Here is a 12,997-nt window from a genome sequence, read left to right as displayed (position 1 = left end):
GCTGCATTTTCCTGCATGCAGCGAAGCGGGACAATCGATGCCTGCGGGGGCTCACCCACTGCGGCGGCCCTGCTAAACTCCACCCTCCTTCACGCTGCGAGATCGCCATGGGTCTGCTTCGCCTGCTATTGTGGCTCGTCCTCCTGGGCGCGCTGTTCTGGATGATCAGACGCTGGTGGCGCGGCAAGACGCAGAAGCCCGCTGCCAAGGCGCCTCCGCTGCCGCCCAATGCCATGGTGCGCTGCGCCCACTGCGGCGTGCATGTGCCCCAGGAAAGAGCCCTGGCCGACGGCGAAGGCCAGCGCTGGTATTGCAGTGCCGAACATCGCCGGTTGCAGCATGAGCACCGCGACTGATCCAGGCATCCTGAGAGCCGACGCGGTCCTGCGGCTCTATCATCTCTATCGCATCGTCATCGGTCTGGCGCTGGTGGTGCTGATTTCCAGCGATCTGGATCAGCACTGGCTGCGCACCGTCGACGGCCTGCTGTTCCGTCAGGCCAGCTGGGCCTATCTGGCCACCAACGTAGTGCTCGCGGTCGGCCATCGGCTGCTGCGCGGTCGCGCCTTCGCCCTGGCACTGATCGATATCCTCGCCCTGGGCGGCCTGTTCTTCCTGGCCGGCGGCATCGCCAGCGGCATGGGCAGTCTGCTGGTGGTGACCGTCGGGGTCTCCAACGTCCTGATCCGCGGACGCCGCGGCCTGCTGATCGCTGCCCTGGCCGCCATCGCCCTGCTGTTGGCGACCGGCTACCTGGACCTGCGCCGTGGCGACAGCGGCAGCGGCTATGTGCAGGCGGCAGGTCTGGGCACCCTTTGTTTCGCCACGGCGCTGCTGGTACAGGGCCTGGTCCGGCGGCTGCTGGACAGCCAGGCCCTGGCCGAAACCCGCGCCACTGCAGTGGCCGAACTGGAAGCCCTCAATGCCCTGATCCTTGAACGCATGCGTACCGGCATCCTGGTGTTCGATGCCGAGTACCAGGTGCTGCTGGCCAATCCAGCAGCCCGGCGCCTGCTCGGGGTGGACGACGAGGCCACCATCACGCCCCTGGCCCTGGGCCTCGCCCAGCGGCTGGAGGAATGGGAGCGCAATCCCAGCATCCGTCCCACGCCCTGGCGCGCCCATGCCAACGGCCCGCTGCTGCAACCCAGCTTCGCCCGGCTGCAGCAAGGTGAAGGCGAACGGGTACTCACCTTTCTCGAAGACGTCTCGCGCATCGCCCAGCAGGCCCAGCAACTCAAGCTCGCCTCCCTTGGTCGTCTCACCGCCGGCATCGCCCACGAGATCCGCAACCCGCTGGGGGCCATCAGTCACGCCGCGCAGCTGCTGCAGGAATCCGAAGAACTGACCACACCGGATCGACGCCTGGCGCAGATCATCCAGGACCAGTCACGGCGAATGAATCGGGTGGTGGAAAACGTCCTGCAGCTGTCGCGCCGACGCCAGGCCGCGCCGCAGCTGATCGATCTGCGCTATTGGGCGCACCGCTTCGCCGGTGAGTTGCGCCCTACCCTGCCCGCCGGCCAGACGCTGCACGTCAAGACCGAAGCCGGTACCCTGCAGACCCACATGGACCCCCACCAGCTGGGCCAGATCCTGACCAACCTGGTACAGAACGGCCTGCGCTACAGCTGCCAGAAACACGGCACCGGCCAGGTCTGGCTCAGCACCTACCGCGACCCGGAAAGCGACCTGCCCATCCTCGAGGTGGTCGATGACGGCCCAGGCGTCGCCGCCGAACAACTCGACCACCTGTTCGAACCCTTCTTCACCACCGAGAACAAGGGGACCGGGCTGGGCCTGTACATCTCCCGTGAGCTTTGCGAGAGCAACCAGGCCAGACTTGGCTATCATCCTTTGGCGAACGGCAGCTGTTTTCGCATCACCTTCGCCCATCCCCGCACAATGAGCTGAGCATGGCCCGACAGAAAGTCCTGATCGTCGACGATGAACCCGATATCCGCGAACTCCTGGAAATCACCCTGGGGCGGATGAAACTCGACACCGCCAGCGCCAAGAACATCGCCGACGCCCGGGCCATCCTCGAACGGGAAAGCTTCGACCTCTGCCTGACCGACATGCGCCTGCCCGACGGTTCGGGCCTCGACCTCATCCAATTCATTCAGCAGCGGCTCCCGCAACTGCCGGTGGCTATGATCACCGCCTTCGGCAGCCTGGAAACCGCCGTCCAGGCACTCAAGGCCGGCGCCTTCGACTACCTGACCAAGCCGGTGGATCTGCCGCGCCTGCGCGAGCTGGTGGGCACCGCCCTGCGCCTGTCCGGGCCAACCCCGGCAGTAGCCGGTGCCAGTGAAACCCAACTGCTCGGCGAGTCGCCCCCCATGCGCGCCCTGCGCGGCCAGATCGCCAAGCTGGCGCGCAGCCAGGCGCCGGTCTACATCAGTGGCGAATCGGGCAGCGGCAAGGAGCGCGTAGCGCGCCTGATTCACGAGCAAGGCCCCCGTGCCGGACGGCCCTTCGTCCCGGTCAACTGTGGCGCCATTCCCTCGGAACTGGTGGAGAGCGAATTCTTCGGCCACCGCAAGGGCAGCTTCACCGGCGCCATCGAAGACAAGCAGGGCTTGTTCCAGGCCGCCCAGGGCGGCACCCTGTTCCTCGACGAGGTGGCCGACCTGCCGCTACCGATGCAGGTCAAGCTCTTGCGCGCCATCCAGGAAAAGGCCGTGCGCCCGGTAGGCAGCCAGCAGGAGATCAGCCTGGACGTGCGCATCCTCAGCGCCACCCACCGGGATCTCGCCGCCGAGGTTGCCGCCGGCACCTTCCGCCAGGATCTCTACTATCGCCTCAATGTCATCGAACTGCAGGTGCCGGCCCTGCGCGAGCGCCGCGAAGACATCGGCGTCCTGGCCAACCATATGCTCGAGCGCCTGGCACGCGACTCCGGCCTGGCGGCGGCCACGCTGGGCGAGGATGCCCTGGCCAAGCTCAAGAGCTACCGCTTCCCCGGCAACGTGCGGGAACTGGAAAACATGCTGGAGCGGGCCTACACCCTCTGCGAAGGCGACGTCATCCGCCCGGCCGATCTACGCCTGGCCGATGCCCCAGCAGCCACTGCCACCGGCGAAGCCAGCCTGGCCAACATCGCCAACCTCGAAGACCACCTGGAGTCCATCGAGCGCCAGCTGATCATGCAGGCGCTCGAAGAGACCCGCTGGAACCGCACCGCCGCCGCGGAACGCCTGGGTCTATCCTTCCGTTCGATGCGCTACCGCCTGAAAAAGCTCGGCATCGACTGATCAGCCCGCTGCCAGCCGCGCGCCTGGCGCATAGGGCGCCGGATCGATGATCGGCGTGCGCTCGGTAAGCAGATCGGTCAGCAACTGGCAGGAGGCCGGCGCCAGTACCAAACCATTGCGATAGTGCCCGCAGTTGAGCCACAGCCCGGGCACTTCCGGCACCGGCCCGATGAAGGGCACGCCGTCCGGCGAGCCCGGCCGCAGCCCCGACCAGTGCGCCACCGGCGCCTGCTTGGCGAGCGCCGGCAACAATTCGGCCGCCGACGCCTGCAGACTGGCCAGCGCCTCGGCGGTCGGCGTCTTGTCGAATTCGGCGTGTTCAAGGGTGCTGCCGATGAGGATATGACCATCGCGCCGCGGAATGGCGTAGCGCCCCTTGGCCAGCACCATGCTGGTCAGAAAGCCCACCGGCTGGCGATACAGCAGCATCTGTCCCTTCACCGGCCGTACCGGCACCGCCAGCCCCAGGCCTTGCAGCAAGTCACCGCTCCAGGCCCCGGCACACACCACCACGGACTCGGCATGGATGGCCTCGCGCGCCGTCTGCACCCCTACTACCCGCTCGCCCTGGCGCAGGAACCCGGTCACCGGCGACTCACTCATCAGTGTCACATTCGGCATGTCTAGCAGGGCTTCGCGCAAGGAGCGCACCAGCCGGGGATTGCGCACATTGGCCACCCCCGCCATGAAGACCGCTCGCTCATAACCTGGCCCCAGCACCGGCACCCGCTGCCGCACCTCAGCGACCGACACCGACGCCAGCGGCCGCACATTGCGCCGCGCCCAATCCAGCGCCTCGGCTTCGTCCTCCAGATCGAGCCAGTACAGCCCGGTCACCTCGACCTCGGGGTCCACGCCCGTCTCCTGCCGCAACCGCTCCCCCAGCACCGGATAGAAATCCTGCGACCAGTGCGCCAGCGCCGTCACCGCGGGCTGGTAGCGCCACGGATACAGCGGCGAAACGATCCCGCCACCGGCCCAGGACGCCTCCCGCCCCGGCTCGCCCCGCTCGACCACCACCACCTGCCGACCGCTCAAGGACAGGTAATAGGCCGACATCAGCCCTATAGCACCCGCCCCGACCACCGCTACATCGAAAATCACGTCACACCTCTACATCCTGGAATTGACTGTTCCGCCGTCTTGGCGCAAAACGGCTCTTGTGGCCAGGACGGCCGCCTACCCACAAGGACGTCAACATGACCTATCGCACCTCGCGAGGCTTCAGCCTCTTCGAATCCTTGATCTGCCTCAGCGTGCTGAGCATCGTCGCCTCCCTGGCCATACCGGCCTTTGGCAGCATGCTGCAGCACAATCGTCAGCAACTTGCCATTCAGCAACTCAGGGAGACGATCAACTTCGCCCGTGCGGCCGCCATCAAAGGCTATGGCAGTGTGTCCATCTGTCATGCGCCAGCAGGCGACTGCGACAGCTCGAACCTCTGGTCGGCCACCACACGCGTTTTCCGCGATGGGGATCGCGATGGCTTGCAGTCTGCCGAGGAGCCCACCCTGCTGATCAGTCAGCTTCCCGAAGGCCTGCACTGGCGGTGGAACAATTTCCGTACGCTACCTCATCTGACGTTTTTAAACAGTGGCGTGACCAACGCCCTGAATGGCAGCTTCATTCTCTGCCAAGGCACCGAGCCGCGCGCACGACTCGTTCTGAACAAGGCCGGACGAATCGAGACAGCGGATCTTCGCGACAGCGATCGCTGCGCCTGAACGCCCTGACCAGACACCTTCCCGTTTCGACCGGATATCCACCGTACGCTGTTCCAGCCGCCTGCGATACCCCATGCTTGGCTTTCCAGCCTGGCGAAAACGATGATGCGTACCCAGTACGGCTTTACCCTGATCGAAACTCTGGTAGCGCTCGCCATTCTGGCGATCGTGGTTAGCATTGCTGCGCCGTCGTTTACCCGCATGCTGCAAAGCAATCGCGCGGCTGTGTTAAGCAACGAGTTGCTGGGCACTCTGCAACTCGCCCGGTCCGAAGCCCTCAAGCGGCGAACCAATGTCGTGCTTTGTCGCAGCACCGCAGGTAGCAACGTTTGTGTAGACGGCGCGGACTGGTCATCTGGCTGGCGCCTGATGCAAGGCACCGCCGTGTTACGAACCTGGGAACCTATCAGTGGTGGCACTCTCACGGGCCCAAGTACGGGCATGACCTATCAAAGCAATGGCCTCAGCGGTGCTCAAGCAACGTTCACGATCACCACGGCATCCACGTGCAGCCGTACCATCCAGGTCAGCGCAACCGGCAATGCCACGGTCAACGCGGGTGGCTGCCCATGAGCGGACACGAACGGCAAAAGGGCGCCACCCTGATCGAGGTACTGGTCGCCATGCTCATCCTGGCTATCGGCTTACTGGGTCTGGCCGGCTTGCAGACAGTGAGCGTACAGAGCAACCAGGGCGCCTACTACCGCTCCCAGGCTACTATTCTGGCCAATGACATCGTTGATCGCATGCGCGCGAACCGAGTTGCAGCGCTGGCCAATCGGAGTAGCTATTCAGTGAGCTTTCCGACCTCAAAAAGCGATAACGCACTTTCGGGCTCAGCCGCCCAGCAAGACGTCAATGGCTGGCTGAACGCCCTGGCTTTGAGTCTTCCCCAAGGCACAGGCAGTCTAAGCCTGGACAACAGCAACGCAGTCGTCGTCACCATCTGCTGGAATGATCGCCGGGCCGCGATCAAATCAGCTCAAGCGGTGGCACCGACAAGCGACAGTTGCAGCAGCCCCGCCAGCAGCAACAGCAGTTTCGAGCTCTTCACCTACAGGACGCAGCTATGAGGCCCATCTCAGCCAAGCGGCAAGGCGGCCTTTCCATCATCGAACTGATGATAGCCCTGCTACTCGGGTTACTCTTGATGGGCGGCGTACTGCAGTTATTCCTATCCTCCAAACGCACCTACCAGACCAATTCCGCGCTGTCACAGGTGCAGGAGTCGGGACGCTTTGCCTTGGAATTTCTGTCCTTCGACCTGCGTAACGCGGGTTATCGAGGGGGATGCCTGACAGCGCTCACCAGTCTGCTGCCGAGCACCCTTACCCAACAGGCGGACGGCACGGACGATGTCCGCTTTGTCTTGACTACGGGTATTCAGGGCTGGAGTACCGCGAGCGATACCAATAACCAAGCCCCGAACAAGACGCCCCTATGGTTCAAGCCAACCTTCGATGCACGTACATCTGACACCGATGTAGTCTTTCTTGCCCACGCGGTAACACCTGCCGGTGTCTTGTTAACTGACGCCACGACAACTCAAATCTCGACCTCCGCCGGCCTGCCCCAGAATCGTCTATTGGTCATCAGCGATCCATTGAGCTGCCATCTGTTCGCCAATCAGAGCGCTGCCAACGACAATCGCGTATCTCTGCCCAATGGCAGGACCTTTGCCCCACACGATTACGGCACCACCATCGCCAAGAATACCAGTAGCAGCACTAATCCCAGTACTAGCAGTGACATGGCTCAGCTGTTGCTTTATCAAAGCGTGGTCTACTACCTGCAGAACAATCCTGATACCGGCGTACCTTCACTTTGGCGCAGGGTCTATGACGGCCTCAATCAACCAGCTGAAGAATTGGTCAGTGGTATCCAGCGGCTCCAGATCCGTTATGCCACGGCGACCACTAATGGCAGCCTTAGCACCTCGGGTACCGGTATCTATAAAGACGCCAGCGATATCACCGATTGGCAAAGCGTCGTCTCGGCCCGCATCCGTCTATTGGCGGTGAGTCGCGAGCGCAATGCCGTCTCGCCTAATCAGCAACTGGTCTTCAATGATCCTCCGGTCCAGGGTGTCGATCCGCTAACCATCGCCGATGGCCGCATTGGCCAGGTCTTCACCCTTACCGTCAGCATCCGAAATCATCTGCCATGAACCAGTTTCCTTCAGCACAGCGCGGCGCGATATTGATCGTCACCCTGGTGATGCTATTGCTCTTGACCCTGTTGGCATTGGGCAGCATGCGCGGTACTACACTAGAGGAGCGCATGGCCGGCAATCTACGTGACGAAAGTCAAGCCTTCCAGGCCGCGGAGATGGGCCAACGAGTCGCCGAGGCGTGGGTAACGAACGCCAGCCTCGCTACGCTGCAAAGCATGACGACGCCGCGATCTGTAACGATCAATCCGCCAGAGTTGCAGTCGACCACCTACAGCATCGTACCGCTGCCTGGGGTCACCCTGAGAACTGCTGGAGTGGATATAGGTAGCAGCAAACCCATCACGACTAGCGTCGTCCGTATCCTCAGCAAGGGTCAGGGCGCAGCTCAAGACTTGTCTTCCTCTGGCAACAGTCAGTCCGCCAGCTCTGCAGCCAGTTCCAGCGTAGAAATCAGCACTCTTTACATCAGGCGTTAGGCCCGGAGATTTCCATGCGCCGATCTATTGCATCTTTCAGCCGCCTTCGCGCTCCCAGCCTGCTGGTCTGTATTGCCATAACGCCATTGGCCCAGGCGACCGTTTCGCAATCGCCTCTGGTAACCGGTGGTGACATACCCGGCAGTCTGGCGCTGGTCCCTTCGGTAGAGTGGCCAACGGTCCTTTCAGTAGCCAACCTTGGCAGCTATAGCTCTGCCAGTACCTACAGTGGCTATTTCGATTCTGACAAGTGCTATGTCTACAGTTACGCCAATGCGTCCAGTCAAGGCGGCACCAATCTGGATAACAGCTGGTTTGAGCCTCAGAGCGCGACCAACGGCCATGAGCCTCAGAGCACGGTCAACGACCATAAGTGCACTGGGGCCAGGCAGTGGAGCGGCAACTTTCTCAACTGGGCTGCGACACCTACCATCGACCCGTTTCGCAGTGCCCTGACGGGAGGTGCTCGGGTTAGGGATACCGCAACCCTTACGGTGCTTCAGAAAGCCCGGCACGATGGGCAGAACAGCGCAGGCAATCGCCTGAACACCAACCAGGGGATCATTCCCTACGCCGAAATCGCTGGCGCAACACCTTTCGCAGCCACCTGGGACAATCTCTATGTCCGGTTGGAAGGTCAGGGTTTCGACATGCTGTTTTCCAACTGGAACGACCGTATTGGCGGCGGCGGTTCCGCGAACTATGGTTATGGCAACAACTGGCCTGAGGTCTGGGTCGATCTGGACCCCAGCAATACGCGTCAATGGGATGGCAACAATCTTCGCAGAGACTACGATCCGGGTGGCAAAGCTGCCTATACCAACAGCGTCTATCGCGTACGCGTTCAGGTACGGGTTTGCAATCCGGCGGTGGGCATTGAGACTAACTGCAAGCGTTATTCAAACACCAACTACAAGCCCGAAGGCTTGCTGCAACAGTATTCGGACCGACTGCGCTACTCGGTATTCAGTTATCTCAACGATTCCGATCAGCTTCGCGATGGCGGCGTACTTAGGGCCAATCAGACATTCATCGGCCCGGTAAATCCCGACCAGAGCAGCAACTCCAGGGCGGAGTGGGACGCGACCACTGGCGTTCAAAGTATCAATCCTTCACCTACAGAAGCCAGCGATACACTGGGTACCACGGGCATCACCAACAGTGGCGTTATCAATTACCTGAACAAATTCGGCTCAATGCCCTATGACGCCCAGAAAAACTATCGAAACTTGAAGAGTATAGACCCGGTAAGCGAGCTCTATTACACAGCCATCCGCTACTTCAAGAATCAAGGCAACGTGGCCTCCTATAGCAATCTTACCGGCAACGCTACCAATCGCTATGCCCAAGCCGATGGCTTTCCAGTCGTTACCAGTTGGCGAGACCCCATCACCTATTCCTGCCAGAAGAACGTGATTCTCGGTATCGGCGATACCAATACCTGGCAAGACAAGAATCTCCCAGGCGGCGACACTTCCTCGGGCGGCGAACCCGCGAAGCCTCCCGAGGTGACAGCAGACACCACGGTGAATGTACAAACCGCCACCCAGAAAGTTGCCTCGCTGGAAAACATTCCCATCACCACGCCCTTTACCGGGCGTGGAAACTCCGCCTATATCGCCGGCCTTGCCTACGATGCCCATACTCGTGATCAGCGGTCGGATCTGGCCGGCAATCAAACGATATCCACCTACTGGATGGACGTCCGGGAAAACCAGACGCTCGCGGGAAAAGGTCAGAACCAGTATTGGCTTGCAGCCAAGTATGGTGGCTTCATAGTACCCAGCAACTTCCAACCCTATGCAACCACGACCACCCAGGCCAGCATCACCGAAAATCTTTGGACCACCAACGGCGAAACCCTGTCAACGGGAGACAAACGTCCGGACAACTTCTTCGTGGCCAGCGACGCTCAAGCCATGACCACCAGTCTGAAGAACGCCTTTGCCAAGATCGTCAGCGAAACCAGTAGCACCAGTACCTCTCTGGGCGCCAACAGCGGCTCTCTGGAAACCGGTACCGCGTTCTACCAAGCGAACTTCAGTGCTCGGTACTGGAGCGGGGATCTGATTGCAAAGACCTTCAATACCGACGGCACGCTATCTGCTACCAGCCTCTGGAGCGCTGCAGCCAAGCTGGATGCCCAGTCCTGGTCTACGCGCAAGATATTCACCATAGGACCTTTCACGGATACCAACCTGGTGTCAATGGATCGCCAGAACTTCGACTGGGACGGCATCAAAGCGCAAGGGCAGGCTGCGCTGCGTCGCAATACCGATGGCAGTCAAGCCAGTGAGGAAGAGGGTAAACGGCGACTGGCCTATCTGCGGGGCAACCGCAACGAGGAAACCGCCGCCGCTAATCCTTTGCGTAAGCGTGCCAGCCGCCTGGGCGATATCGTCAATTCCGACCCGCTGTTTGTGGGTCAGCCAGACTACGGCTATAACCTGCTGCCTAGCACTCTGGGCGGCGACAAATATATCGCTTTCCGCCAAGGCGCAGCCTATAAGAGTCGTACACCTTTGATCGTCGTCGGCGCCAACGATGGCATGCTGCATGGCTTTGATGCGAGTCTTACCGCCACTGGCGGAACTGAACTCTTCGCCTATGTGCCCCAGACCGTGATGGGCAACCTCTATCGGCTAACCCAAAGCAACTACAGTCACAGATACTTCGTGGATGGCTCCCCAGCGACCTCTGACGTCTACTTCGGCGGCAACTGGCATACCTTGGTCGTAGGTACTACGGGGGCCGGTGGCAATGGAGTCTTCGCCTTGGATGTCACGAATCCCGGAGCCATGACGAATCAGGCAGCACTCTGGGAGTTTTCCTCCCCAGACATGCGCTATCCCATCCAGAAGCCCGCCATCGTTGCCCTACCCAATGGCAAATTCGGCGTCATCGCCACCAGCGGCTTTAGCGATAATGCCGTGACTTCAGGCAAGGTCTGGATTCTTGATGCCAGCAATGGCGAGGTACTCAAGACCTTTACCCTGAGCACCACGGGCGGACTGGGTGAGCCCCTGGCGATAGATCTGAACAATGATCGCATCACCGACTATTTCTATGTGGGAGACACCGCGGGGAATCTATGGCGTTTCGATGTTTCCAGCACTGATAGCACGGCCTGGCAAACGCCCAGTGCCCCCATGTTCATCGCGACTGCCGGCAATGCCAGCAACGCTGCCAGACAACCCATCACCGCTCCCCTCAGCGCAGCCCTGAATAGCGATGGCAAAGCCATCATCCTGTTTGGAACAGGTAGCTACTTTCAGGTGGGCGACAACAACCTGACGGGCACGCCGCGCATGGAAACCTTCTACGGGATCATTGATCGCGGGCAGACGGTTACTAGAAGTCAGCTGCTCGAGCAGAAAATCCTTAACGAACGGACGGTTGGCACAAGAAAAGGACGTCGTGTCAGCACCGTCGACCTTGCCTCAACCCAAGCCGGCTGGTTCCTGGACCTGGTATGGAAGAGCGAAAAGGGCGGTCCCGGCACCCTGACGGGAGAAAGAGTGGTTTCGTCGAGCAGGCTGCACGGTGGTGCATTGGTGTTCACGACCCTTACGCCTTCGAGCGACCCCTGCACCGGCGGCGGTACCAGCTGGACCATGGCGATCAATCCGTTGAATGGTGGTTCGCTGAAATACACCTATTTCGACCTGAACCAAGACAATCAACTGAACGATAGCGACAACGACACCTTGCTCGGCGGAAACATACCGGACTCCGGCATGATAGATATCAATGGCGGTATTCTCAAAACACCTACCACATTGAATAGGGATACCCTGGCCGATGGTAGTCCTTCGCCTACGGACGTGCTTTATGACAGCCAGGGCAACCGCCTTGTCATTCCCAAGGGAACGAGGACATCAGGGCGAGTCTCCTGGCGAGAAATTAGGAATTGATCATGCCTGTATCCAACAAGTGGCCACATCGACCCAGACAGACCGGCTTCACGCTCATTGAACTGATGATCGTAGTAGCCATCGTTGGTATCCTGGCCGCCATCGCCTATCCGTCATATCAGGAGCATATACGCAGGGCCAACCGAGCCGATGCTCAGGCCTCACTTATGGAGCTGGCGCAGTTCATGGAGCGAAACTACACCCGTCTGGGACGCTACACCACGGATACGACCGGCACGGCACCCACCCTGCCGTTCACTACCGCTCCCAAGGATGGAGGGCGGCCCGTCTATGATTTGAGCCTGAGTGCGGTGACGGCTACTGGCTACACCCTTCAGGCGACCCCTCGTGCAGGCGGCTCCATGGCCGGCGACCGTTGCGGCAACTTGACGCTCGACAATGCCGGCCTGAAGGGCCAAACCGGTACCGGTGCCACCACCGCCGACTGCTGGCGCCGCTAGGGCGCCAGCGACGTCCTATACCGCCTTTACCCTGAGCTCCCGCGGCAGGGTGAAGGTGATATTCTCCGGCTCGCCTTCCAGCTCGACCTCGCCAGTGGCGCCCCAGCTCTGCAGCTGGTCGATGACGCCGCGTACAAGGACTTCGGGGGCCGAGGCGCCGGCGGTGACGCCGATGCGTTGCACGCCTTCGAACCAGCTCTGCTGCATATCCTCGGCGCCATCGATGAGATAGGCCGGGGTGCCCAGGCGTTCGGCGAGTTCGCGCAGGCGGTTGGAGTTGGAGCTGCTGGGACTGCCCACTACCAGTACCACGTCGCTTTCTAGCGCCAGGGTCTTCACCGCGTCCTGGCGGTTGGTGGTGGCGTAGCAGATGTCGTTCTTGCGCGGGCCGTTGATCTGGGGAAACTTGGCGCGCAGGGCGTCGATCACCTTGCGGGTGTCGTCCATCGACAGGGTGGTCTGGGAGACGTAGAACAGGGCTTCGGGGTTGCGCACCTCGAGCTTTGCCACGTCGTCCTCGTCTTCCACCAGGTAGATGGCGCCACCGGCGCGATCGTCGTACTGACCCATGGTGCCCTCCACTTCCGGATGCCCGGCGTGGCCGATGAGGATGCACTCCTGGCCATCGCGACTGTAGCGCGCGACTTCCATGTGCACCTTGGTCACCAGCGGACAGGTGGCGTCGAACACTTTGAGGCCACGCGCGGCGGCCTCGCGGCGCACGGCCTGGGAGACGCCATGGGCGCTGAAGATGAGGATGACGTCGTCCGGCACGTCGGCCACGTCTTCGACGAAGACGGCGCCACGGGCGCGCAGGTTGTCGACCACGAACTTGTTGTGCACCACTTCGTGACGCACATAGATGGGCGGACCGAAAACGTCCAGCGCCCGGTCGACGATGTCGATGGCGCGGTCCACGCCGGCGCAGAAGCCGCGGGGATTGGCGAGCTTGATCTGCATAGGCTCCTCTGCCCGATTCACGGGCGGCGTTG

12 protein-coding genes are annotated in these 12,997 nt (G+C 61.4%); 10 read left to right on the top strand and 2 right to left on the bottom strand.

Features of this window, described 5'->3' with window-relative positions; translation table 11 throughout:
* Positions 1–107 precede the first annotated feature (107 nt).
* The 3 genes from BMZ43_RS18265 to BMZ43_RS18255 are packed head-to-tail and all read left to right on the top strand — an operon-like array spanning position 108 to position 3,257.
* On the top strand, positions 108–356 hold the full coding sequence (locus tag BMZ43_RS18265) for a PP0621 family protein (protein ID WP_017640839.1): 249 nt from the start codon (positions 108–110) through the stop codon (positions 354–356).
* Entirely contained in the window at positions 340–1,914 is a 1,575-nt protein-coding gene (locus BMZ43_RS18260; RefSeq protein ID WP_093255488.1) for a sensor histidine kinase, read from the top strand. The genes BMZ43_RS18265 and BMZ43_RS18260 overlap by 17 nt, the downstream gene beginning before the upstream one ends.
* Positions 1,915–1,916: 2 nt before the next feature.
* The gene (locus BMZ43_RS18255; RefSeq protein WP_064307839.1) at positions 1,917–3,257 is read left to right on the top strand and encodes a sigma-54-dependent transcriptional regulator; all 1,341 of its coding nucleotides are present in this window, start codon (positions 1,917–1,919) and stop codon (positions 3,255–3,257) included.
* Here BMZ43_RS18255 and thiO read toward each other — a convergent pair whose 3' ends face one another.
* Positions 3,258–4,361: a glycine oxidase ThiO gene (gene thiO / locus BMZ43_RS18250; protein WP_082900409.1), complete on the bottom strand. Its 1,104-nt coding sequence runs from the start codon at positions 4,359–4,361 to the stop codon at positions 3,258–3,260.
* Positions 4,362–4,456: 95 nt separating this feature from the next.
* On the opposite strand from thiO, the gene BMZ43_RS18245 reads away from it, so the two are divergent.
* The 7 genes from BMZ43_RS18245 to BMZ43_RS18215 all read left to right on the top strand — a co-directional run bounded on the left by BMZ43_RS18245 (position 4,457) and on the right by BMZ43_RS18215 (position 12,005).
* Positions 4,457–4,981 carry a GspH/FimT family pseudopilin gene (locus BMZ43_RS18245; protein ID WP_017640843.1) on the top strand — a complete coding sequence of 175 codons (525 nt, stop codon included), beginning with the start codon at positions 4,457–4,459 and terminating at the stop codon, positions 4,979–4,981.
* A gap of 102 nt (positions 4,982–5,083) precedes the next feature.
* On the top strand, positions 5,084–5,554 hold the full coding sequence (locus BMZ43_RS18240) for a GspH/FimT family pseudopilin (protein WP_017640844.1): 471 nt from the start codon (positions 5,084–5,086) through the stop codon (positions 5,552–5,554).
* Positions 5,551–6,054 (top strand): type IV pilus modification protein PilV, encoded by a 504-nt coding sequence (gene pilV, locus BMZ43_RS18235; RefSeq protein ID WP_017640845.1) that lies wholly within the window; start codon positions 5,551–5,553, stop codon positions 6,052–6,054. Before BMZ43_RS18240 ends, pilV begins: the two co-directional genes overlap by 4 nt.
* On the top strand, positions 6,051–7,148 hold the full coding sequence (locus BMZ43_RS18230) for a PilW family protein (RefSeq protein ID WP_064307837.1): 1,098 nt from the start codon (positions 6,051–6,053) through the stop codon (positions 7,146–7,148). The genes pilV and BMZ43_RS18230 overlap by 4 nt, the downstream gene beginning before the upstream one ends.
* A complete protein-coding gene (locus BMZ43_RS18225; RefSeq protein ID WP_064307836.1) occupies positions 7,145–7,630 on the top strand; it encodes a pilus assembly PilX family protein in 486 nt (161 codons plus the stop codon). The genes BMZ43_RS18230 and BMZ43_RS18225 overlap by 4 nt, the downstream gene beginning before the upstream one ends.
* A 14-nt stretch (positions 7,631–7,644) precedes the next feature.
* Positions 7,645–11,544: a pilus assembly protein gene (locus BMZ43_RS18220; protein ID WP_064307835.1), complete on the top strand. Its 3,900-nt coding sequence runs from the start codon at positions 7,645–7,647 to the stop codon at positions 11,542–11,544.
* Between the two features lie 2 nt (positions 11,545–11,546).
* A complete protein-coding gene (locus BMZ43_RS18215) occupies positions 11,547–12,005 on the top strand; it encodes a type IV pilin protein (RefSeq protein ID WP_017640849.1) in 459 nt (152 codons plus the stop codon).
* 15 nt (positions 12,006–12,020) lie between these two features.
* On the opposite strand, the gene ispH is transcribed toward BMZ43_RS18215, so the two are convergent.
* On the bottom strand, positions 12,021–12,965 hold the full coding sequence (gene ispH, locus BMZ43_RS18210) for a 4-hydroxy-3-methylbut-2-enyl diphosphate reductase (protein WP_093255486.1): 945 nt from the start codon (positions 12,963–12,965) through the stop codon (positions 12,021–12,023).
* Positions 12,966–12,997: the final 32 nt, after the last annotated feature.

Source organism: Pseudomonas sp. Snoq117.2 (assembly GCF_900110545.1).
GTDB classification, from domain to species: Bacteria; Pseudomonadota; Gammaproteobacteria; order Pseudomonadales; family Pseudomonadaceae; genus Chryseomonas; species Chryseomonas benzopyrenica.
This window is presented reverse-complemented; position numbering and strand designations above follow the sequence as displayed.

What these genes read in the sequence shown, in the direction of transcription:
- BMZ43_RS18265 (WP_017640839.1), top strand. Translation starts at nt 108, where the DNA reads ATGGGTCTGCTTCGCCTGCTATTGTGGCTCGTCCTCCTGGGCGCGCTG.
- BMZ43_RS18260 (WP_093255488.1), top strand. Translation starts at nt 340, where the DNA reads ATGAGCACCGCGACTGATCCAGGCATCCTGAGAGCCGACGCGGTCCTG.
- BMZ43_RS18255 (WP_064307839.1), top strand. Translation starts at nt 1,917, where the DNA reads ATGGCCCGACAGAAAGTCCTGATCGTCGACGATGAACCCGATATCCGC.
- BMZ43_RS18245 (WP_017640843.1), top strand. Translation starts at nt 4,457, where the DNA reads ATGACCTATCGCACCTCGCGAGGCTTCAGCCTCTTCGAATCCTTGATC.
- BMZ43_RS18240 (WP_017640844.1), top strand. Translation starts at nt 5,084, where the DNA reads ATGATGCGTACCCAGTACGGCTTTACCCTGATCGAAACTCTGGTAGCG.
- pilV (WP_017640845.1), top strand. Translation starts at nt 5,551, where the DNA reads ATGAGCGGACACGAACGGCAAAAGGGCGCCACCCTGATCGAGGTACTG.
- BMZ43_RS18230 (WP_064307837.1), top strand. Translation starts at nt 6,051, where the DNA reads ATGAGGCCCATCTCAGCCAAGCGGCAAGGCGGCCTTTCCATCATCGAA.
- BMZ43_RS18225 (WP_064307836.1), top strand. Translation starts at nt 7,145, where the DNA reads ATGAACCAGTTTCCTTCAGCACAGCGCGGCGCGATATTGATCGTCACC.
- BMZ43_RS18220 (WP_064307835.1), top strand. Translation starts at nt 7,645, where the DNA reads ATGCGCCGATCTATTGCATCTTTCAGCCGCCTTCGCGCTCCCAGCCTG.
- BMZ43_RS18215 (WP_017640849.1), top strand. Translation starts at nt 11,547, where the DNA reads ATGCCTGTATCCAACAAGTGGCCACATCGACCCAGACAGACCGGCTTC.
- ispH (WP_093255486.1), bottom strand. Translation starts at nt 12,965, where the DNA reads ATGCAGATCAAGCTCGCCAATCCCCGCGGCTTCTGCGCCGGCGTGGAC.